This is a genomic window from Bacillus sp. N1(2025), assembly GCF_053470005.1.
Map to the genome: position 1 here is coordinate 1 of NZ_JBLTJB010000018.1, position 20,683 is coordinate 20,683.

The 20,683-nt window shown below is 46.5% G+C and carries 22 protein-coding genes, 2 tRNA genes and 1 riboswitch; of the genes, 14 read left to right on the forward strand and 10 right to left on the reverse strand.

Going from position 1 to position 20,683, the window contains the following annotated elements; translation table 11 throughout:
• Positions 1-152: 152 nt before the first annotated feature.
• Together ACNFN4_RS21705 and ACNFN4_RS21710 are read left to right on the forward strand one after the other, a co-directional pair.
• Positions 153-770, forward strand: a complete 618-nt coding sequence (locus tag ACNFN4_RS21705; RefSeq protein WP_448200465.1) for an NUDIX hydrolase — start codon at positions 153-155, stop codon at positions 768-770.
• A gap of 35 nt (positions 771-805) precedes the next feature.
• Entirely contained in the window at positions 806-1,588 is a 783-nt protein-coding gene (locus tag ACNFN4_RS21710; protein WP_448200466.1) for a class I SAM-dependent methyltransferase, read from the forward strand.
• Between the two features lie 48 nt (positions 1,589-1,636).
• Here ACNFN4_RS21710 and ACNFN4_RS21715 read toward each other — a convergent pair whose 3' ends face one another.
• Positions 1,637-2,695: a tartrate dehydrogenase gene (locus tag ACNFN4_RS21715; RefSeq protein WP_072177732.1), complete on the reverse strand. Its 1,059-nt coding sequence runs from the start codon at positions 2,693-2,695 to the stop codon at positions 1,637-1,639.
• 182 nt (positions 2,696-2,877) lie between these two features.
• On the opposite strand from ACNFN4_RS21715, the gene ACNFN4_RS21720 reads away from it, so the two are divergent.
• Together ACNFN4_RS21720 and ACNFN4_RS21725 are read left to right on the forward strand one after the other, a co-directional pair.
• On the forward strand, positions 2,878-3,564 hold the full coding sequence (locus ACNFN4_RS21720) for a GntR family transcriptional regulator (RefSeq protein WP_022552677.1): 687 nt from the start codon (positions 2,878-2,880) through the stop codon (positions 3,562-3,564).
• Between the two features lie 142 nt (positions 3,565-3,706).
• Positions 3,707-4,900, forward strand: coding sequence for a macrolide family glycosyltransferase (locus ACNFN4_RS21725; RefSeq protein ID WP_017419169.1), 1,194 nt, complete (start codon positions 3,707-3,709; stop codon positions 4,898-4,900).
• Positions 4,901-4,957: 57 nt separating this feature from the next.
• Here the strand turns inward: ACNFN4_RS21725 and ACNFN4_RS21730 are convergent, their stop codons facing one another.
• Entirely contained in the window at positions 4,958-5,212 is a 255-nt protein-coding gene (locus ACNFN4_RS21730; protein WP_014417054.1) for a hypothetical protein, read from the reverse strand.
• Between the two features lie 231 nt (positions 5,213-5,443).
• Here ACNFN4_RS21730 and ACNFN4_RS21735 point away from each other — a divergent pair, with 231 nt between their 5' ends.
• The gene (locus ACNFN4_RS21735) at positions 5,444-5,713 is read left to right on the forward strand and encodes a hypothetical protein (RefSeq protein ID WP_007409303.1); all 270 of its coding nucleotides are present in this window, start codon (positions 5,444-5,446) and stop codon (positions 5,711-5,713) included.
• Between the two features lie 137 nt (positions 5,714-5,850).
• Positions 5,851-7,209, forward strand: coding sequence for a serine hydrolase (locus ACNFN4_RS21740; RefSeq protein WP_448200467.1), 1,359 nt, complete (start codon positions 5,851-5,853; stop codon positions 7,207-7,209).
• A 52-nt stretch (positions 7,210-7,261) separates the two neighbouring features.
• Here the strand turns inward: ACNFN4_RS21740 and ACNFN4_RS21745 are convergent, their stop codons facing one another.
• Positions 7,262-7,435: a hypothetical protein gene (locus ACNFN4_RS21745; RefSeq protein WP_007409301.1), complete on the reverse strand. Its 174-nt coding sequence runs from the start codon at positions 7,433-7,435 to the stop codon at positions 7,262-7,264.
• 196 nt (positions 7,436-7,631) lie between these two features.
• Here ACNFN4_RS21745 and ACNFN4_RS21750 point away from each other — a divergent pair, with 196 nt between their 5' ends.
• On the forward strand, positions 7,632-8,198 hold the full coding sequence (locus ACNFN4_RS21750) for a YdhK family protein (protein ID WP_448200468.1): 567 nt from the start codon (positions 7,632-7,634) through the stop codon (positions 8,196-8,198).
• A gap of 51 nt (positions 8,199-8,249) precedes the next feature.
• Here ACNFN4_RS21750 and ACNFN4_RS21755 read toward each other — a convergent pair whose 3' ends face one another.
• Positions 8,250-9,410, reverse strand: coding sequence for an MFS transporter (locus tag ACNFN4_RS21755; protein ID WP_007409299.1), 1,161 nt, complete (start codon positions 9,408-9,410; stop codon positions 8,250-8,252).
• 54 nt (positions 9,411-9,464) lie between these two features.
• Positions 9,465-9,564, reverse strand: a riboswitch (purine riboswitch).
• Positions 9,565-9,742: 178 nt separating this feature from the next.
• Between ACNFN4_RS21755 and ACNFN4_RS21760 the strand changes: the two genes are divergently transcribed.
• The 3 genes from ACNFN4_RS21760 to ACNFN4_RS21770 all read left to right on the forward strand — a co-directional run bounded on the left by ACNFN4_RS21760 (position 9,743) and on the right by ACNFN4_RS21770 (position 12,471).
• Positions 9,743-10,459, forward strand: a complete 717-nt coding sequence (locus tag ACNFN4_RS21760) for a GntR family transcriptional regulator (RefSeq protein WP_014417057.1) — start codon at positions 9,743-9,745, stop codon at positions 10,457-10,459.
• A 121-nt stretch (positions 10,460-10,580) separates the two neighbouring features.
• A complete protein-coding gene (locus tag ACNFN4_RS21765) occupies positions 10,581-11,267 on the forward strand; it encodes a FadR/GntR family transcriptional regulator (RefSeq protein ID WP_014417058.1) in 687 nt (228 codons plus the stop codon).
• A complete protein-coding gene (locus tag ACNFN4_RS21770) occupies positions 11,257-12,471 on the forward strand; it encodes a CynX/NimT family MFS transporter (protein ID WP_017419164.1) in 1,215 nt (404 codons plus the stop codon). Before ACNFN4_RS21765 ends, ACNFN4_RS21770 begins: the two co-directional genes overlap by 11 nt.
• A gap of 59 nt (positions 12,472-12,530) precedes the next feature.
• On the opposite strand, the gene ACNFN4_RS21775 is transcribed toward ACNFN4_RS21770, so the two are convergent.
• The 6 genes from ACNFN4_RS21775 to ACNFN4_RS21800 all read right to left on the reverse strand — a co-directional run bounded on the left by ACNFN4_RS21775 (position 12,531) and on the right by ACNFN4_RS21800 (position 17,178).
• Positions 12,531-12,845 (reverse strand): DMT family transporter, encoded by a 315-nt coding sequence (locus tag ACNFN4_RS21775; RefSeq protein ID WP_003156024.1) that lies wholly within the window; start codon positions 12,843-12,845, stop codon positions 12,531-12,533.
• Positions 12,845-13,174, reverse strand: coding sequence for a DMT family transporter (locus tag ACNFN4_RS21780; protein ID WP_003156023.1), 330 nt, complete (start codon positions 13,172-13,174; stop codon positions 12,845-12,847). The genes ACNFN4_RS21775 and ACNFN4_RS21780 overlap by 1 nt, the downstream gene beginning before the upstream one ends.
• A gap of 72 nt (positions 13,175-13,246) precedes the next feature.
• A complete protein-coding gene (locus ACNFN4_RS21785) occupies positions 13,247-13,828 on the reverse strand; it encodes a TetR family transcriptional regulator (protein WP_007409294.1) in 582 nt (193 codons plus the stop codon).
• A 116-nt stretch (positions 13,829-13,944) separates the two neighbouring features.
• Positions 13,945-15,507 carry an APC family permease gene (locus ACNFN4_RS21790; protein WP_017419163.1) on the reverse strand — a complete coding sequence of 521 codons (1,563 nt, stop codon included), beginning with the start codon at positions 15,505-15,507 and terminating at the stop codon, positions 13,945-13,947.
• Positions 15,508-15,744: 237 nt separating this feature from the next.
• Complete coding sequence (locus ACNFN4_RS21795) at positions 15,745-16,599, reverse strand: manganese catalase family protein (protein ID WP_014417059.1); 855 nt, start codon at positions 16,597-16,599, stop codon at positions 15,745-15,747.
• A gap of 111 nt (positions 16,600-16,710) precedes the next feature.
• The gene (locus tag ACNFN4_RS21800; RefSeq protein ID WP_017419162.1) at positions 16,711-17,178 is read right to left on the reverse strand and encodes an SRPBCC family protein; all 468 of its coding nucleotides are present in this window, start codon (positions 17,176-17,178) and stop codon (positions 16,711-16,713) included.
• Between the two features lie 127 nt (positions 17,179-17,305).
• On the opposite strand from ACNFN4_RS21800, the gene ACNFN4_RS21805 reads away from it, so the two are divergent.
• The 4 genes from ACNFN4_RS21805 (at position 17,306) to ACNFN4_RS21820 (ending at position 20,614) form a co-directional block, all read left to right on the forward strand.
• Positions 17,306-18,307, forward strand: coding sequence for an NADPH:quinone oxidoreductase family protein (locus tag ACNFN4_RS21805; RefSeq protein ID WP_021495014.1), 1,002 nt, complete (start codon positions 17,306-17,308; stop codon positions 18,305-18,307).
• A gap of 428 nt (positions 18,308-18,735) precedes the next feature.
• Positions 18,736-20,154, forward strand: coding sequence for a sugar porter family MFS transporter (locus tag ACNFN4_RS21810; RefSeq protein WP_448200469.1), 1,419 nt, complete (start codon positions 18,736-18,738; stop codon positions 20,152-20,154).
• A gap of 301 nt (positions 20,155-20,455) precedes the next feature.
• Positions 20,456-20,532, forward strand: a tRNA-Arg gene (locus ACNFN4_RS21815).
• Positions 20,533-20,540: 8 nt separating this feature from the next.
• Positions 20,541-20,614 (forward strand) — tRNA-Gly (locus ACNFN4_RS21820).
• The last annotated feature ends 69 nt before the right edge of the window (positions 20,615-20,683 follow it).

A 20,683-nucleotide genomic window follows, 5' to 3' on the forward strand; every position in this document is an offset into this window, starting at 1 on the left:
AAATGAATGGCTTTTTTCTGTTTTCCCGGCAGGATTCGCCCCTCCATAAACAGAAAACAAGGAGCAGAAACGGATCATGGGCACCGGTACTCTCAAGGTGCAATACCCGGACCCTCAAGCTTTCGTCAATTAATATAACGGGCGGTGAAAAAATGGAGCCAAAATGGCTTGAATGGGCAAAACAGCTTCAATCCGCGGCGCAAGCGGGGCTGGCTTATTCCAAAGACATATATGATATTGAGAGATTTGAAGAAATAAGAAAAATAAGCGTGGATATCATGGCGCATCATACCGGCATCGACAAAAGAATCATTAAAGACGTATTCGCCGGTGACACGGGCTATCCCACTCCGAAAGTTGATATCAGAGCGGCAGTTTTTAAAGATCAGAGCATATTAATGGTAAGAGAGAAAAACGACGGCAGATGGGCGCTGCCGGGCGGATGGGCTGATATCGGGATTTCTCCGGGCGAGACCGCTGTCAAAGAAGTAAAAGAGGAGTCGGGAATCGACGTAAAGCCCGTTAAACTGTTAGCTGTAATGGATAAGAAATGCCATTCCCATCCGCCGTCCGCCGCCCACGTTTACAAAGTGTTTATCAAATGCGAGATCATCGGCGGCCGGCTCAGGGAGGGAACGGAAACAAGCGCGGCCGGCTTTTTTGCGGAAACGGAACTGCCGCCGCTATCTGAAGCCCGCAATACGGAAAGTCAGATTGAAAGGATGTTTGCATATCTCAAACATCCGGACGAACCCGTTTATTTTGATTAAGGCAGCAAACAGAAAGAAAAGGGGGCCCGAGTATCATGGAGGATTCAATTAAACAGCAGGCGCAGCGGCAATTTGCCAAAAACGCCGCGAAATATGTGACTAGTCCAGGACACGCCGCAGGAGAGGATTTGGCGTATCTCGTTTCAGCTTCCGGTGCCGAAAAGCATATGGACGTGCTGGATATCGCGACGGGAGGCGGACATACGGCTAACGCTCTCGCTCCTCTCGTACGCTCTGTTATCGCATATGACCTCACGGAAGAAATGTTAGCAGCCGCTGAAGCATTTATAACCGGAAACGGATGGACGAACGTGTCATTCGAAAATGGCGATGCTGAAAAGATGCCATTTTCCGATGCTGCTTTCGATATCGTCACATGCAGAATCGCGGCGCATCATTTTCCCGATGTCAGAGCCTTTGTTCATGAAGCGTTTCGGGTTGTCAAACCGGGCGGCAGACTGCTTCTCATTGACAATACCGCACCTGAAAAGGATGAATATGACCATTTTTATAATGACATTGAAAAGAAACGGGATCAGAGCCACTTTCGGGCGTGGAAAAAAACAGAATGGCTCCGTTTTCTGGAGACAGCCGGCTTCCGGATTGAATCCGCTGTCTGCTTTTTGAAACCATTTCAATTTACCGTCTGGTGTGAACGGGCAGGCCTGACTGAAGAGAAAGCCGCATTACTGGAAAAACAGATGCTGGATGCTCCTCGTGATATACAGCGGTTTTTTTCTGTAGAAAAGGATCAATCAGGCCGTATTGCGGGCTTCACAGGTGAATCGGCCTGTTTCTGTGCGGTCCGTCCCGTCTGAGACGAAAAAAAACCGCTGTGCAGTTTTCCTGCCCGCGGTTTTTTCGTATTATCTGTTCTTGATTTGAGAAATAATAGCGGAAGTGACGTCTTCCGCTGAATGTTTTCCGCCGACATCAGGAGTCAGAATGCCGCTGTTTGTGACCGTTTCAATAGATTGTAAGAGGAGATGGCCCAGTTCCTCTTCTCCGAATGAATCGAGCATTAATTTCGCCGTCCATATTTGGCCTATAGGATTGGCAATTCCTTTTCCGACAATATCCGGGGCGGAGCCGTGAACAGGCTCAAACATGGAAGGATATTTGCCGTTAACATTGATGTTGGCTGCGGGGGCGATTCCGACGCTTCCCATAATCGCCGCGCCGATATCTGTCAGCACATCTCCGAACAGATTCGAAGCGACAATGACATCAAAGCGTTCCGGCTGCGTGACAAAGAAGGCCGCCAGTGCATCGATGTGCTGGGAATCCGTCTCAATCCCGGCGTACTCCCGGCTGACCTCTTTAAAGATGTCATCCCAGAACGGCATCGAGTGAACAATACCGTTTGATTTCGTCGCGCTTGTGACGTGTTTCCGCCGACTTGCCGCCAGTTCGAAAGCATACCGCATCACTCTTTCCGTACCCCGGCGGGAAAAGACCGCGTTTTGTATGGCGATTTCGTCCTCACCCTGATAGATTCTGCCGCCGACAGAGCTGTACTCGCCCTCACTGTTTTCGCGGACGACTATCAGATCAAAATCCTTCGGGTTAACGAGGGGGGAAGTGATTCCCGGCAGGAGCTTTGCCGGCCGCACATTAATCACCTGTTCAAATTCCCGGCGTATCTTGATGAGCAGCCCCCACAGCGAAACATGATCGGGGACGAGTTTTTGATTCCCCACCGCTCCCAAAAACAAAGCATCAAAGTGCTGTAACGTTTCTAATCCATCATCCGGCATCATAGTCCCGTGCTCCAAATAATACTCGCAGCTCCACGGAAAAGAAGTGAAATCAAAGGCAATGCCTCCATGTAATTCGGCGATCGCGTTCAACACCCGCTCCGCTTGCGGAACTGTTTCTTTCCCCACACCGTCCCCCGGTATGCTGGCAATCTTGTAAGTTTTCATGTTTCCGTCACCTCTGAATGAATTGTTTTCGGTTTACGGCAGACCGTCGACCGTCGTTCATCATAATTCCATATTACGCCACATCCGATATGCTGACAAGCTCGGGAATGTTGCTTCCATAGATAAACTGTTATATGATCTTGGTAACAATAAGGCCTAAATTGTATGAAGAGGTAGGAAAGATGGATAATTTTAAATTAGATAAGCCAATCCCGTATTATCTGCAATTTTATTCCCAATTGAAAAAAATGATATTTGACGGGATTTTTAAACCGGGTGAACGGCTGAATGAGACTCAGCTGGCCAAGGATTTCGGAGTCAGCCGGTCGCCGGTCAGAGAAGCCATGCGGCTCCTTGAAAAGGACGGGCTTTTGACGGCAGACGATCGAAACGGCTTTGTCATTTATTCTTTGTCCGTTAAGGATGTTGAAGAGATTTATAAAATCAGAATGTCACTTGAATCACTGGCGGTCGAACTCGTTATTGATGAAGCGGCTGAGAGTGAAATTGACCTCATTGAAAAACAGCTGCGGGAGACGGAAGAAGCCATCAATAAAGGCGTCAAAGAGACTGAAATTATTTCCTTAAACGAGTCGTTTCATCGGCTCCTTGTGGATTTCAGCCGCAACAGCCGGCTGGCCATGCTGCTTGAGCATGTCAATGTGCTGATTCATTTTTGCAGAGTTCTTAATTTTAAAGGCGATGACCGTGCGGAGGTTATCCTGCATGAGCACCGGAAAGTCTTTGAAGAAATAAAAAAGGGCGATAAAACAAAAGCTGTGCAATATATGACGGAGCATCTCAAGCATGATGAAGAACATCTGAAAGGCGTGCTCAAAGCGGGAGAAACAGACGAATCATCACGATAGACAAGGTGAAAAGCCTTGTCTTTTTTTGGGCCGATGTCATCGAACCGTCATAAAGACCTGACGGATGTTCCTTGCATGATTTTTTCCGCGTCATTTATGATGGATATGGAAGAGACGCAAAAAAGGCAAAGGAGTTTGAAAAATGGCGAAACATATTCTGATGATCAATTTTCCCGCAGAAGGACACGTAAACCCGACTTTGGGTATGACAAAGGCCTTCAGCGAACGGGGCGATCACGTTCATTATATCTCAACGGAAAAATACAAAAGCAGACTGGAAGGAGTAGGGGCGAAAGTTCATCTTCACAGCGATCTGCTCAGAATGACACCTATTGATCCCGGCAGTCCGTCCGGCATACTTGCATTTTTAAAGGTTCATATCAAAACGTCACTGGAGATTTTACATATTGTGCAGCGGCTGGCAGAGGACATTCAATTCGACGCCGTCTATTATGATAAATTCGGTGCGGGAGAGCTGGTGCGGGATTATCTCAACATTCCCGGCATCTCTTCTTCAGCATCCTTCCTATTCAATGAAGACCGTCTGAAAATACTGCCGCTCCACCCGGAATCGGGCGTGCCGTTTCAGCCGGACAGGGAATGTGAAGAGCTGTTGGCCGAGATGAAAGACAAATACGGTGTCGCCCCTGACAGCATGGTTCAATTTATGAACAACACAGGTGAATTGAACGTCGTCTATACAAGCAGGTATTTTCAGCCCGAAAGTGAGACATTCGGAGATGAGTATTTATTTATCGGTCCAAGTTTTCCGAAGAGAAAAGGGCGCGTCGACTTCCCGATTGACTCATTAAAGAATGAAAAAGTCATTTATATCTCAATGGGAACGGTGCTCGGGGACACGGAAGCATTTTTCAATCTGTGCATAGACGCGTTCTCAGATTTTGAAGGAAAAGTAGTCATTGCCGCCGGGGAAAAAGCCGATCTGTCGAAAATCAAACAGGCGCCGGAAAACTTTATCATCGCCCAGTACGTGCCGCAGCTTGAAGTGCTGGAGCAAGCCGATGTGTTTGTCACGCATGGCGGAATGAACAGTGTAAATGAAGGCATTCATTATCAAGTGCCGCTGGTCGTCATCCCGCACGATAAAGACCAGCCGATGGTTGCGCGCCGCCTGACTGAATTGGATGCAGGCTATACCGTGCAAAAAGATGAAGTGAGCGCTGAAAAGGTAAAGCTTGCCGCGAAAGAAGTGCTGCATAACGGAAAATACAAACAAGGCATTCAAGCCATTAATGAAAGCTTTAAAGAATGTACGGACATGAAGGATGTTCTGGCCCGGATCGACCGGTTTATTGAACAAAAACATGCTCAATAATACATGGAAAAAGCCTGTTTCCTCTGCCAAAGGGAAACAGGCTTTTTATAATGGCTTTTAGATGATGTGATGTTCTTCATTTGCAAGTTTCACAAGAGTCAGAAGAGATTCTGCCTCACGTGCGTCGAGTGTTTTTGCCAGACGGTCTTTTTCAAAGATCTGCTGGCCGAAGACATTCACTGACGCCTGGTCAACCGCCGTGTGCCAGTCCTTTTGTGAATGATTCTCAGAAAAAGAGAAAACGAACACGGCAAAGACCGCTATAAGCATCGCCATGACCCAAAATTTTTGCCGATTTCCTGCTGCTGACATAGGCCGCCTCCTAAACATTTTACTGGTATTAGATCATATATGAGCTGTTTTTAACAGAGTAAAGAAGTCATTATTTCAGGTAGTCCAAATGAAACGGAGCACAGCCGAAAGCCCGCCGGTCAGGCCGATGAGCCAATTCATACTTTGTTCATATTTTATTAAAAGTTTATCCAAGCCTGTCCTTTACAGTAGATATAACCACAAAATGCTGCTGAAAGGAGCCTTTAAAAAATGCATATTCATATGATCAACAAAAACCAGTTTGAGAGTGACTTGGAGGCGGCCGGCTTCAGCCGTCAGGCAGATGATATTATCGGCAAAATGAAAGAGTACGTAACGGAATACGCGGCTTCATCCGAACGGTTCCTGATTGAAATTCAAACCGTCATGAACGAATACAAAGCCGTCGTCTGCGCGATGTTTTCGACCATGGAAATTGCCGGTGCAAATAAAGACGAGAAGCATGTTGAATTTGAAGCCTGCACAGTATTGTGTGAATAAAAGACATTCATCAAACCTCCGCGGCTGCCTGAAGCGGCAGTATACTGACTGGTGTTTCGAGAAGGGAAAATATTGAAACTTCTATAGCGGCCGTTCGTATAAAAGAGTAAATCAGCTTGTATATGGAGGTTCGTGAAATGAACGATAAGAAAAAACAAGCGTTTGAACAGCTTTTCAGCACTTTAGACGAAAGGCATGAAATAAACGGCGCTGTATTGGCAGCGGAAAACGGCCGCATCTTATACCAGGGGGCATTCGGCGCTGCAGAACTGAATACAAAGAGGATGCTGAATGACCAATCGGTCTTTGAATTGGCCTCAGTATCGAAGCCGTTTACAGCTTTGGGCGTTATCATTTTAGAGCAGCAAGGGAAGCTGCGTTATGACGATATGATAGAGCAGTGGCTTCCTGATTTTCCTTATCCGGGCATTACCATTCGGCATTTACTCCATCATACGTCAGGATTGCCGGACTATATGGAGTTGTTCTTAACACATTGGGACCGGGACAGAATTGCCGTTAATCAAGATGTGATCGATATGCTTAAGCAGCATAAGCCGGATGCTTATTTCCCGCCGGGCAAGGAGTGGCTGTACAGTAATACGGGGTATGTGGTGTTAGCGGTTATTATAGAAATTGTATCAGGCATGAGTTTTGCTGAATTTATGAAACAAGCCGTATTTCATCCGCTTCGTATGCACGATACGCGGATTTATAACAGAAGGCTGAGTAAAGAAAACATCCCGAACTATGCATATGGCTATGTGTATGATGTTCATTCCGGAGAATATGTGCTGCCGGATGAACTTGAGGAAACTGATTATGTCGTCTTTCTTGACGGAATTCAAGGTGACGGAACCGTTAACTCCGCTATTAGAGATTTATATCTGTTTGATCAGGCTCTTTATACGGAAGAAATCATCAGCAAAGAGTCTAAAAATCAAGCGTTTACACCGGGCTATTGGAATGAAGAAGAGCAATTCGGATACGGATTTGGCTGGATGATTCAAAACAGCCGGCAAAAAGGGAAGGTTATCAGTCACGACGGAGGCTGGCCGGGCTATTCAACTCTGATGATCCGGTATATTGACCAGAATAAAACACTGATTTATCTCAGCAATATGGAACAATCGTATCAATTTGAACAAGCTGTAATTGCCGCGGCTGTAAACATCTTATTTGATCAGCCATATGTGATTCCGAAACGTCCGGCAGATCAGAAAAAAGCAGATATCGATCCTGCGATTTACAGCAGATTTACCGGCAATTACTCATTTCAGGATGACACACATGCATCGGTGGCGGTAAAAGAAAACCGATTGTATCTTACAATAGACGGGCAGACACCATTCGAAATATTCCCAATGACGGAAACCCGTTATTTTGTCAGGGCGCTGCCGCTTGAAATTGGATTTGCAGGTGATAAAGCACAAACAGCCCCGCATTTTGTTTTATATCAGGACGGCACAGAAGAAACGGCTGTGCGGATAGACTGAGTGACATGCAAAACAAAACCGCCGTCCTGAGAAGACGGCGGTAATAGAAAAGTCAAACCCCTTTGATGACGCGAAATTTTCTTTTCGGCTCTGACATAAATATAGAAGAAAAAATCATAGCTCCGAGCATTGTGATGTATTCCATATAAAGCGAAACTTCTGCCAAAACCAACCCCGCAATCATTAAAACAGCGCCCAATACCACCGCAAAAACCTTCGTTTTCATGATGAGTTCCCCCTATTATCTGATAATTGAATTATACTGCATCTCCATTAATGTGTACATTTTGTGAACAATTTCACCTGATGAAAGGCAATAAAGAGAGATTTGAAGAATTAGGAGAAATGACAGGCCATCTTTTTGTTTTACCGAAGAAACGAAAGGGAAAGTGAAAAATCAAAAAGGCAAAGGAGTTCTTGAAATGAAAGCGAGACTATTTTTATTCAGCATGTTTCTCCTGATCCCCGTTCTGGCGCTTGCCGGATGCAACAGCCAATCTTCAGGAGGAAGCGAAAAAGCGAAAGACAAAGAAACGCACTCTCACGAAGACATGAGTCACTCAGGTTCATCCGAGGTGCCGAAAGGTTTAAAGAAGGCCGAAAATCCGACTTATAAGGTCGGCAGTGACGTCATGATTTTAGCTTCTCATATGAAAGGCATGAAAAATGCGCAAGGAACCGTAAAAGGTGCTTATGATACAACGGTTTACAGTGTATCTTACACTCCGGAAACGGGAGGAAAGCGCGTCGAAGATCATAAATGGGTCATTCAGGAAGAGCTGAAGGGCGCCGGTAATAAAACGTTAAAACCGGGTGACAAGGCCGTGATCGAGGCATCCCATATGAAAGGCATGAAGGGCGCCGAAGCCGTTATTGATTCAGCTAAAAAGACAACCGTTTATATGGTCGACTATACACCGACTGACGGCGGCCAAAAAGTAACCAATCATAAATGGGTGACAGAAGACGAGCTTGCTGCCGCAAAATAAAAAGACCGCCAAAGCCGAAGGAACTCCTTTGGCTTTTTTGCGGTCTCACATTTATGCGGATTTTCTTTTCAAAGCGGGTCTCGTTAAAGAGAATACAGCTAACGCGACAGCGATAATGACAATCAAACCTCCGCACCAGGCTGTTGCTGTGACTGAACCGGTTTGTCCGATCACGCCGCCGCCGATGGCTGACCCGAGCGCGATGCCGATCTGCAAAGCGGACGTGTTGAAGCTTTGCTGAATATCGGAAGACTCAGGTGCAATTTTGATTAAATAGCTTTGCTGCGCCGGCGCAAGGCTCCAGCTGAGCAATCCCCAGATCACCATCGCAGGCAGGAAAATGATTAAAGAAACCGTTGTCAGCGGAAGAATAAACAGGATCAGAGCGAAAGAAACGGTCACAAGCATGATGCTTTTAAATGCCCCTAAGCGGTCATACAGCCAGCCTCCGAACGGGCCGCCGCATACCGCTGACAGACCGAACAAAAAGTAGCATACACTGACCCAAACGGAACTCAAATGAAGCGTTCTTTCCAAAAAAGGCGCAAAGTAGGCATAGAGTGTGTAATGCCCCGCCAATGTAAACAAGGTGACAAGATGTGCGCTGGCAATTTTGGCGGTCCCGATCGTCTTGATCTGCTCACGAAACGGAATCATTTTTTCAGCAGGTATTTTTTCGAAAAAGACGCTGATAATCAGCATGGAAACGAGAGATAATACGCCGATTCCCAAGAACAGAACGCGCCATCCGAAGGCATTGCTGATGATAATACCGACAGGCACGCCTAAAGCGATTGCGGAGCTGAACCCCATGAAAATGATGCCGATCGCCCGCGCTCTGTATTCAGGTGCCACGATTTTAGGAGCAATCGTTAAAGAAAGGACGACAATCAGCCCTGTGCTCATGGAAGCGAGCACCCGTGACACCATAAGTACGGCGAAATTGGGACTGAAATAAGCGACCAGATTACTTAGGAAGAAAATAAACAGTGCGATTAAATAAAGCCGCTTTCGTTCAGCCTTTGCCGTCACTGCCAAAAGCAGCGGGCCGGATACCGCGTAACCGAGCGCAAACACGCTGATCAGCTGCCCCGCGCTGACGATGGATATATCTAAGTCGGAAGCGATTTGCGGAAGAATACCGCCCACAATTAATTCAACCAATCCGACTGCGATGGTAGATGCTGCAAGCAGAAATACTTTGAAATTCATGTACAGATACTCCTTTTTTTATTTTTTAGAAAATAAAAAATCCTGATTACAAAAAGTGTACGGGACAATTTTTGTAATCAGGATTTTACGGTTCCTGGTAGACACCCTCAAACCATATCATTGAGGTTATACAATGTATGCAATATTCGGTTGTGTCCGTTTCTGCAAAAAATTCTACCATAATAGTGAGGGAGATTCCATAGAAAATTCGAGGAAATCCTTTCAAATTTCAATATCGGCGGCTGTAACGTCATTGATGAAGCAGGGAAAAAAATTTATGATAACCGTAAGGAGTCTATACAGATCAAACATTATACAGCCGGAGGAAACCGATGAATAAGTACGAAAAAATCGCCAACGAAATGAGAAAGAGGATTAAAAGCAGTGTATATGACATAGATCAGCCGATCCCGGATGAAAAGACGCTCGCTGCGGAGTTCGGGTGCAGCCGGATGACGATGAAGCGGGCGCTTGATACACTTGCGGCTGAAGGGATGCTTTTCAGAAAAAGAGGGCATGGCACGTTTATCATTCAATCAGCCATGCAGGATGAACACGTTCACGTAGTCAGCAACGAAATTCTCGGCTTGAGCAATTTGTTAAAAGGCAAAGATATCAAGAGCAAGGTCATCCGGTTTGAAGTGCAGTTTCCGTCTCAAGATGTCGCCGCACATTTGGCCATCGATGAAAAGACTCCCGTCTATTATGTAGTGAGGCTCAGAATCGTTGAAGGCGAACCGTACGTTCTTGAAAAAACGTACATGCCGGCGAGCCTTATACCCGGCATTAATGACGAGGTGCTCAACCATTCCATCTACGATCATATTACGCGGGAACTCCAGCTCAAAATCGCAGGCTCACACAGAAAAATCAGAGCGTGCAAGTCGGATGATATGGATCAGCAATATCTCGGCTGCCGGCCGGATGACCCGATACTTGAAGTCGAGCATGTAGGCTTTTTGGACAACGGCACTCCCTTTGAATATTCATTTTCCCGCCACCGTCATGACAAGTTTGTCGTGACCTCAGTCAATATAAAACGTTCATAAAGCGCCGAAGAGTGAGAGAAAAACTCACTCTTTTTTTTGTTGCCGCTGATTTACATCTTCGCTTCTTTTATGTTATATTACCCAATGATAGAATCATCCTACAAATTTCAGAGGTGTTTTGATGGAGATATCCAAAACAAGCAGACTGTCGCTCGTAGAACAAGTGGTGGCGCAAATTGAATCGTTAATTCAATCGGATAAATGGCCGGTCGGGACGCGCATTCCCCCTGAGCTGGATTTAATGAAGCAATTTGATGTGAGCCGAAACACATTGCGTGAGGCCATTCGGGCGCTCGTACATGCCGGCCTGCTTCAGACAAGGCAGGGGAGCGGTACGTATGTCAGCTCATCCAGTGTTCTCGGCGCGGCATTTTACCGCCATATTAAAAAATCAAATTTGCTTGAAACATTAGAAGTCAGGTACGCACTCGAAAGAGAAGCTGCACGATTGGCGGCGGAAAGGCGTAATGACGAAGACCTGAAAGCACTGAAGGCATGCTTGGATGAATGTGAAGCGGCCTTGCAAAATGAAGATCGAAAACGGTATGCCGAAGCCGACATTAAGCTGCACAAAACAATTGTACAGGCGGCCCATAACAACATGCTTTCTGATCTATACGAGCATATGACGGAGGCGCTTTGTGCGTCAGTCCATAACCTGTTGGAAATCACCCCTGCTATCCGGATCCACACCCAGCTTGCCGCCGCGATTATCGGACAGAAACCGGATCAGGCCATGGAGGCCGTCAACCAATACATCAGAGTATTTAAAGATACAATACACATGGAGGATGAACATGAAAATTAAAGACGAACATCAAATTCTGCAAGCAAGTCAGCGTAAAAAACTGATATTGCTGGTCATCGGAGTCATATTGATAGGGGCCAACCTCAGAGCGCCTCTGACATCGGTCGGACCGCTCGTTTCCTCAATTCGGGACAGCCTCGGCATGACCAATGCGGCTGCCGGCACCATTACGACAGTGCCGCTTTTGGCCTTTGCATGTCTGTCGCCGTTTGTTCCTTTATTGTCCCGGCGCTTCGGGACCGAGATTGTCTTACTGTCATCATTAATTGTCCTGACAGCCGGAACTCTGCTGCGCTCCATCGCCGGAATCGGCACTCTCTTTTTCGGAACGATCCTGTTGGGATTGTCGATCGCCGTATGCAACGTCCTGCTGCCGAGTCTCATTAAACATAAGTTTCCCGGAAATTTAGGCATCATGACCGGCGTCTACTCGGTTTCTATGAATCTGTGCGGCGCGATTGCATCCGGCATCAGCGTGCCGATCGCCTCTTCAGCGGGGTTAGGCTGGAAAGGCGCGCTCGGCTGCTGGGCTATCCTTTCTTTCATTGCGTTTGTCATGTGGATTCCGCAAATGCGAGGACGCGAACTGCCCGTCCGCACGACTGGGACAAACGGAGAGAAGAAAAGCAGTCTGCTGCGGTCTCCGCTGGCTTGGAAGGTGACGATGTTCATGGGGCTGCAATCCCTTATTTTTTACACCGTCATCGCTTGGCTGCCGGAAATTCTTCAGCAGAATGGACTCAGCTCAAGTAAGGCGGGATGGATGCTTTCATTAATGCAATTCTCAGTCCTGCCGATTACTTTTATCGTGCCGATCGCTGCCGCTAAAATGAAAAATCAGCGCGCACTCGCCGGACTGACGGCTTTATTTTTCCTTATCGGCATTGCCGGCGTTCTTTTCGGAAGCCCGGCTCTCACTCCGCTATGGGTCATTTTGATCGGAATTGCGGGAGGCTGTGCGTTCAGTCTGGCGATGATGTTCTTCAGCCTGCGGACCCGGCATGTTCATGAAGCCGCGGCGCTTTCCGGCATGGCACAGTCATTCGGATACCTGCTTGCCGCGTTCGGGCCGCTCGTATTCGGTTTGCTGCATGACATCACGCGCGGCTGGACGGTTCCGTTATTCATGCTGATCGCAGTCTCCGTTCTGATCTTCATTTTCGGAGTCGGAGCGGGAAAAGCGGAACAGATCAAAACAGCATAAAAAAACAAAGGGCCCGCTTAGGGTCCTTTGTTTTTTATTTAAAAAGCTGTCTCAGGCCGTCACGCTGTCAGTTTTAAGCCGATGACACCGATGAGGATAAGCCCCAGAGACACCAATTGTGACAGATTGAATTTTTCTTTAAACCAAAGTATGCCCACGGCCGAAACGCCGATGCTTCCCATGCCGGTCCAAGCCGCATACGCGACACCTGTGGGAAGAACCTGCATCGCTCCAGAAAGGCAAAAGAATGAAAGCATAAAGCCTGTTACCATGACAATCAGCGGCCACTTTTTTTTAAAACCGTCAATATGTTTCATGGCAACGGCCGCTACAACTTCCTCCGCTCCGGCAATAAATAACAGCAGCCATGCCATTAATGTTCACCCCTTGTTTCAGTTTCTTTCGTAAATACCTTCATTCCTAAAATGCCGGACAACAGCAAAGCCAAAAAGAATATTTGCCCGATTGAAAACGATTCGCCTAAAATGACGCCCGTTACATATGTGCCGACGGTGCCTATTCCGACAAAAACGGTATATGCGGCAGCCATCGGAATTTTTTTATAAGAGCGGATCAGCATCAGAAAGCTGACGGCAATCAGAAGGAAAATGCCAATCCAATCAAAGAGCGAATCCGCATGCTTCAGGGCGGACGCCCAAACGACTTCTAACAGTCCGGCTATCAATACAAGCAGCCAATACATGATACAGTCACCTCAGTTATGAATGAATGTCAGTCATTTTTACGGCGATCAAAAATGATCGGTCTCCGCCAATCATTTCTGCAAGCTTCTTTTGAGAAAGCTGAATATTTCTTTTTTATATACTTCGAGATCGACATCCTGTTCACAGCCGATATAAAACCGTTCAGCCGCGTTCTCGACAACGTTGATAATCGTTCTGGCCGTCCATCTGACATGAATGCCGCTGTGGACCTCACCCTGTTCAATGGCCGTATTGATCACGCCTTCCAGCCAGGAATAATAAGGCTGATAAATGGCTTCCCATTTCTCCATTGAATGATCGATGGCAAGACCGGAATAACAGAGAACGATAATATCTTTATGAAGCCGGGTGATGTGAAATGTCTCATCTACCAAAATGTCCAGCAACGTCCAAAAATCTTCAGAACCGTCCGTTTTCCCTTTTATTCTGTCCAGCGTAGTGTCGAGCAGGTTTTCTGCAATCGCGGATATCAGTGCGTTTTTAGAAGAAAAATATAAGTAAAACGTACCTTGGGCCGTGCCGGCTTTTTTGACGATTTCTGAAATGGATGCTTTGTCTAATCCTTTTTCAGAAATGACTTCAATCGCGGCTTGCAGGATCTTTTCGTATTTTCCCGAGCTTTGTTTTGCCAATAGAGGGGTTCCTCCTTTTATGAATGACTGTCATTCATTTTATCGCATGTTCGCTTTTTTGTCATCCCTTAAAATAAAAATACCGGAAAGAAGACCATACTTCTTTCCGGCATTCGTCATTTATCACTGTCGATCATAGCCTTCGGCAGACCCGTATATTTTGCCCAGTAATAAATACCGAGCGAACCGATGGCGATCAGAATCAGGTCAAGCGGATTGCTGATAATGCCCAACCCGTGGCCGAACGAGCCGAGATAGGAGAAAATCAGCATCATGACATAAAAGCCGACGATCCACCATGCTGATTTCAGCTGCTGCCGTATGCTGACATCATCTTTGGGAGCATATTTACTGAAACAGAGATAGATCAGAAACATGACAATTTGAGAACCGAGAAGCCAGGATACGGTGCGCCATCCGGACCAATATACAATATAAGAGGTAAAAATAAACGACAGCGGTCCGATGATGCTCATCCCTTTTAAATAAAACGGTCTGTTAATATTCTTCGCGTTGACTCTCAGCGCCGCAGAAGAAATCGGCGCAATCGCATAAGACAGAATCAATGCGACGGAGCATACGTTGACAAGAGCGTTCCAAGAAGGGAACGGAAGCGTCCAAAAAACAGCCAGACCGAACGAAAGCCAAAGGGAGGCACGCGGTGTCCCGGTTTCTTTATTGACTTTAGAAAAAATGCTGAATAATGTTCCGTTTCTGGCCCAGGCATAGACGAGACGTGAAGTCGTATTCATAAAGATATTTCCGTTACCGCCCGGTGATAAAATCGCATCTAAAATGACCAATGTCGCCAGCCATCCCAAACCGAGCAAAACGGCGATATCTTTGAACGGAAGGGAGAATTCAGTCCCGATAGCCGGCCATCCGTGCTTCAGGGTATCCGCCGGGATCGCCCCGATAAAAGTGAGCTGCAGCACGGTGTAAATAATAGTAGACACGATAATACAGACAATCAATGCGATCGGAATGTTCCGCTTCGGATTCTGCACTTCACTCGCGACAGCCACAATCGGATGCAGCCCAAGGTATGCAAACATGACGCCGCCTGTGGAAATCGCAGCCTGAATTCCGGTAAAACCGAAAGGCGCGAATCCGTGAACGGTCATATTGCCCGGGTGAAAATGAAAAATCAGTACCACAATTACCGTAATCGGTACGACATATTTAAAAATCGAAATAATGAAGTTTGCTTTCGCAAAGGTTTTGACACTCCAGTAATTGAGGAGGAAGAACAGGCAGAGCAGCGCAAATTGCAATATCCACCCGGCAATTGTCGGAGAATCGGAGCCTTTTACGGTCAAACCGGGAAACCAATACGCCACGTATTGGCGGACTGCCGTGACTTCTATAGAAATAAGACTCGTGTATGCCACAATGGTGACAAAGGAAATTAAATATCCGACCAGGTGCCCGTGTGAATATACGGGATACCGGATAATTCCCCCGGTCCGCGGCAGCGCGGCGCCCAGTTCCGCATAAACCAAGCCGATCAATAAGATGATTCCCCCGCCGATCAGCCAGGAAAAAATGCCTGATGGGCCCGCTTTAGAGGCGACGTTACTGACGGCAAACAGCCATGCCGAACCGAATATGGCTCCCATGCCGATTAAAATAAGATCAAAAAGTGACATAGTTTTCTGGAAGTTTCCTTGCTTAGACATTCGCTGCCTCCTTAGAAAAGACATTGTTCTCTTTACATAATTCCCATTATCATTCAAACATACCCAGCCGGCCGGCTGGAAAATTAGGACAACTTTCGAAACGAAGTATGTACAGCAATGTGCTCACATTATAATAACGGCCGTATGGCAAGATCTCCCGGCTTATATTCCCCGTTTTAAACACATTCAAACCTCATATTCAGAAAAACAAAAAACGCCCGAAACAGGCGTTTTTTGTTACAAGTTCATATCTTTCAGTCCGGGGCTGTGCTCATTCGGAAGCTCGGGAAGTTCCGGCACGGGGAAACCTTTAGGAGGCTCGGACACACTTAATTCGCCGCCGTTTCGGCTCGGCGTCGTTCCCTGCAGAATTTCTCCGATCCGTGTCGGATCCAGTCTGAAATTAAATTGGGTATTATGATAACCCATCTCAACGAATTTTCGGCATTCCGGGTATTTTTCAATATCATAATTCGGCACGGGAAATAATTTGCCCCATTCGACACCCAGTGTTTCCAACGCTTTTGTAAATGCATTTTGATGGGCGTTGTCACGGACGATCAGAAAACCGAGTGTTTCTCTGAACGTCTGATTTGAACTCATTTCATAAATGCGCGTCTTTTGCAGCACGCCGGTTGATTCCAGCACGACATTGTCCAATAAATCGGAAATCAGATTCCCGTGGTTGTATACCCAAGACCCGTTCCATGGATTGCCGCCGGCGTCTACAGGAAGAGAACTTTGCGCCCCGATGATAAAATGGTGCGGATTGGCGTGTTTCACCGCTTCGTCAAGCGGCGCCTGATCTGCTGCCTGATTTCCGGCGCCCTCAGCGCCGCTTTCATCTAGCAGCGCATTGATCGTACTTTGGACGAGTTCAACGTGTGCGATCTCTTCTAAAAATACACCGCGAAGCAGGTCACGGAACTGTTTTTCTTTTCCTCTGAAATTAGAGCTTTGGAAAAAGTATTGCATCATCGTCCGCATTTCTCCGTAGTGCCCGCCTAAAATTTCCTGAAGCACCTTGGCCGCGGCCGGGTCCGGCTTGTCCGGTTTAATGATATTGATCAGCTCTTCTTTGTAATAATACATAAACAGCGCCCCCTGAAAGAAGTTTTCGGTTCTTCTGTTAGTGTCTTTGCAAAGTCAGTTTTTATGTATCGGCATCAAAAAAAGGACGGAAAGCGTGTCCGTCCTTTTGTGTTAAGCCTCAACCGCCCCGCGAAGTTTCGTGTTGACAAGCCCGTTCCATCCTTGATCCATCGTACTGTGAATCTCGGAGCTTTTCCGATTGACTTTATTGATGACGGCTTCCGGCTCTTTCCATCCGCCGTGAATGAGAGTGAATTCCGTATCTCCGCTTTCCGTTTCCTTTAAGACAAAAGAAACGATCCAGCCTTCCGTATCCCACGAAAAAGAAAGGCGGTACGGCGCTTCAATATCCAGCAGCTTGCATGGAGAGGGACCGAACGGAGATTCCAGCTGAAACTCACTGTCTTCTTGAGGTGTGAAATCATTCGGCATAAACCAGAGAGACAGGCCGTCCGCAGTGGAGACCGTATCCCAGACAACTTGTATCGGCGCCTTGAAAACGGCGGTATGAATAATGTCCGGTAATGGCTGATTGCCGCTGTTGTTGTTTTTGTTATCTTTGTTTTGTTTATCAGACATGATGCGTAACCACTCTTTCGCTGTTTTTACTTTTGATCATACTACACGGGGCAGGACATTTGAAAACAAATCAAACTTATTTTATGCTTTTTCAAAGCCATTCAATTCATTTTAAGGAGACGTAGTGATGACAGATCAATTTAAAGCGTTAGTAGTCGATCAACGTGAAGACCGGTTTTCAGTCAGCGTACGGGAGCTGGCGGTTCAGGACCTTCCCGAGGGTGAAGTGCTGATTAAGGTTTGCTACTCAGGGGTGAATTATAAAGACAGCTTGGCTGCCACTCCTGACGGCAAGATCGTAACGTCGTATCCTTTCGTGCCGGGAATTGATTTAGCGGGAATCGTCGTTTCCTCAGATGACGCCCGTTTCAAAGAGGGGGACAAAGTCATTGCGACAAGCTACGGCATAGGTGTTTCCCGCTTTGGCGGTTATAGCGGGATGGCCCGCATTCCGGCAGATTGGATCGTGCCGCTGCCTGAAGGTCTGACACTTAAAGAAGCCATGACGATCGGAACCGCCGGCTTCACTGCCGCATTGTCCGTCCAGCGTCTTGAAGAAAACCATGCCGCTCCTGAAAAAGGGAAGGTGCTGGTGACGGGAGCGACAGGCGGCGTCGGAAGCTTTGCCGTCTCCATTCTTTCAACCTTAGGTTACGAGGTCGAGGCCAGTACGGGAAAAGAGGAAGAAAGCGGCTATTTGAAGAGCCTCGGAGCAAAGACGGTCATTCACCGTGACGAAGTGTATAACGGCACGTTAAAACCGATGCAAAAACAAAAATGGGCAGCGGCCGTCGATCCGGTCGGAGGTGAGCCGCTTGCTTCAGTTCTCAGCCAGATTCAGTACGGCGGATCAGTTGCTGTAAGCGGACTGACAGCGGGAACGAAACTCCCGGCTACAGTCTTTCCGTTTATATTGCGCGGCGTCAGTCTCTTGGGAATTGATTCCGTATTCTGTCCGATGGAGACAAGAAAGAAAACATGGCAGCGTTTAGCTGATGACTTCAAGCCTGCAGATCTGGAGGCCTTTATTCAAAAGGAAATTACACTTGAAGAGCTGCCGGATACGCTTCCTGCCCTTTTAAAAGGAGAAGCGAGAGGGAGAACGATCGTTACGATAAACGAAGAATAAAACAAAAACCCCCAACTGCTGATTGGGGGTTTTCAATATATAATCAATTATTTATTGAAAAGAGATTAACTATTGAGTATATAGTGAAAATGAGTTGATTAAAAATATAAATTGATTACATATAGGTAATATAAAGGTAAGTTATAAAATTTTCTGAAATATTTATTGACTGAAAGCGCTTTTAAAATTATGATAATAACATAAGTACCAATAATATCATTATAACTTCACTACAAAGTAACTATAAAATAACAATTTGACGAGAGGGGAGAGCGAATAATCACTATAAATGATAACGCTTTCAGATCATTTTCTTCTTATATAACTGTTTTGGACGGTCAGAACTTGTATGCAGACGTTATAGGTGTAAATATTGATAACTGAATATTCCGATATTATCTCTGTGTAAAAACTAGGAGGATTTGAAGATGAATAAAAATAGCAGCCAGCATTCATTTTTAAGAACCATCATTTTAGTATCGACGTTCGGGGGTCTACTTTTCGGTTACGATACAGGTGTAATTAATGGGGCGCTGCCGTTTATGGCGGAAGCTGACCAGCTTAATCTTACGGCTTTGACTGAAGGGATGGTGGCGAGCTCCCTGCTCTTGGGGGCTGCGATCGGAGCAGTTTTCGGAGGGAGATTGTCGGACTATAACGGCAGACGTAAAAATATCCTTATCCTTGCCGTTTTGTTCTTTGCAGCGACGCTTGGATGTACACTGGCGCCTAACGTATCGGTTATGATCATCTCCCGTTTTCTGCTGGGGCTTGCCGTTGGGGGAGCATCGGTAACCGTTCCGGCATATTTGGCTGAAATGTCGCCGGCGGAAAGCCGAGGGAGAATGGTTACCCAAAATGAATTGATGATTGTAACGGGCCAGCTGCTTGCCTTCACGTGTAATGCTATCATCGGCAATGTGCTTGGTGATACCTCTCACGCCTGGCGTTATATGCTCGTTATCGCGGCCCTTCCGGCGGTATTCTTGTTTTTCGGTATGCTGAAAGTTCCTGAAAGTCCGCGCTGGCTGGTTTCTAAAGGAAGAAAAGAAGATGCTCTGCACGTTCTCCGGCGAATAAGGAATGAAGAGAAAGCGAAGTCTGAGCTCGCTGAGATTGAATCTGCCTTTCATAAGGAAGCTGAGATGGAGCAGGCCACCTTTAAGGATCTTGCCGTTCCGTGGGTGCGCCGCATTGTGTTTATCGGGATCGGAATTGCGGTAGTGCAGCAGCTCACCGGCGTGAATTCAATTATGTATTATGGAACTCAAATTTTAAAAGATGCCGGTTTCGAGACAAAAGCCGCATTAATCGGCAATATTGCCAACGGTGTGATTTCGGTGCTCGCGACTTTTGTGGGAATATGGCTTCTCGGCAAAGTCGGCCGCCGCCCGATGCTGATGACGGGGCTGATCGGAACGACTGCGGTGCTGCTTTTGATCGGAGTTCTGTCTGTCGTGCTGAAAGGATCGCCTGCTCTTCCTTATGTGGTTCTTTCATTAACAGTCACTTTCCTTGCGTTTCAGCAGGGGGCTGTCTCTCCGGTGACCTGGCTGATGCTGTCGGAGATATTCCCGCTTCGATTGCGGGGGCTTGGTATGGGGGTCACTGTCTTCTGCCTCTGGATCGTGAACTTCCTTGTGGGTTTAACTTTTCCGGTCCTGCTCGAAAACATAGGATTGTCTGCAACCTTCTTCATTTTTGTCCTGTTTGGGATAGCGTCCGTTATTTTTGTGAAAAGGTTCCTTCCGGAAACGAAAGGTCTGTCGCTCGAACAGCTTGAACAAAACTTCCGTGCTTATGAAAAAACAGATCGTAATAGCGCAGAAGCTGAGGTGAGCGGGTAATCTGAATAGACGCAGGGTTCCTAGGAATCCTGCTTTTTTATTTATTATATAGAAGGGAATAATAAATGAGAAAAAAGTTTCGTAAAAGTGTTGACCTCATTTAAAGAGAATGGTATATTATTAAACGTCGCTGATGAACAAAGCGATAACGACAAATGAGAAAATGATCTTTTGAAAAAAGACTTTACAAATTCTCAAAATCGTGTATAATAAATGAAGTCGAGAAAAAGACTTCGAAAAGAAATAAAAAACACTTGACATCATAACTGTTTGGTAGTATGATAGTTAAGTCGCCTGATAAGCGCCCGTAGCTCAATTGGATAGAGCGTTTGACTACGGATCAAAAGGTTAGGGGTTCGACTCCTCTCGGGCGCGCCAATACAAATGCGGGTGTAGTTTAGTGGTAAAACCTCAGCCTTCCAAGCTGATGTCGTGAGTTCGATTCTCATCACCCGCTCCATTGTAATGATCTTTGAAAACTAAACAAGACAAAACGTACCTGTTAATTCAAAGTTTTAAATAAATCGCG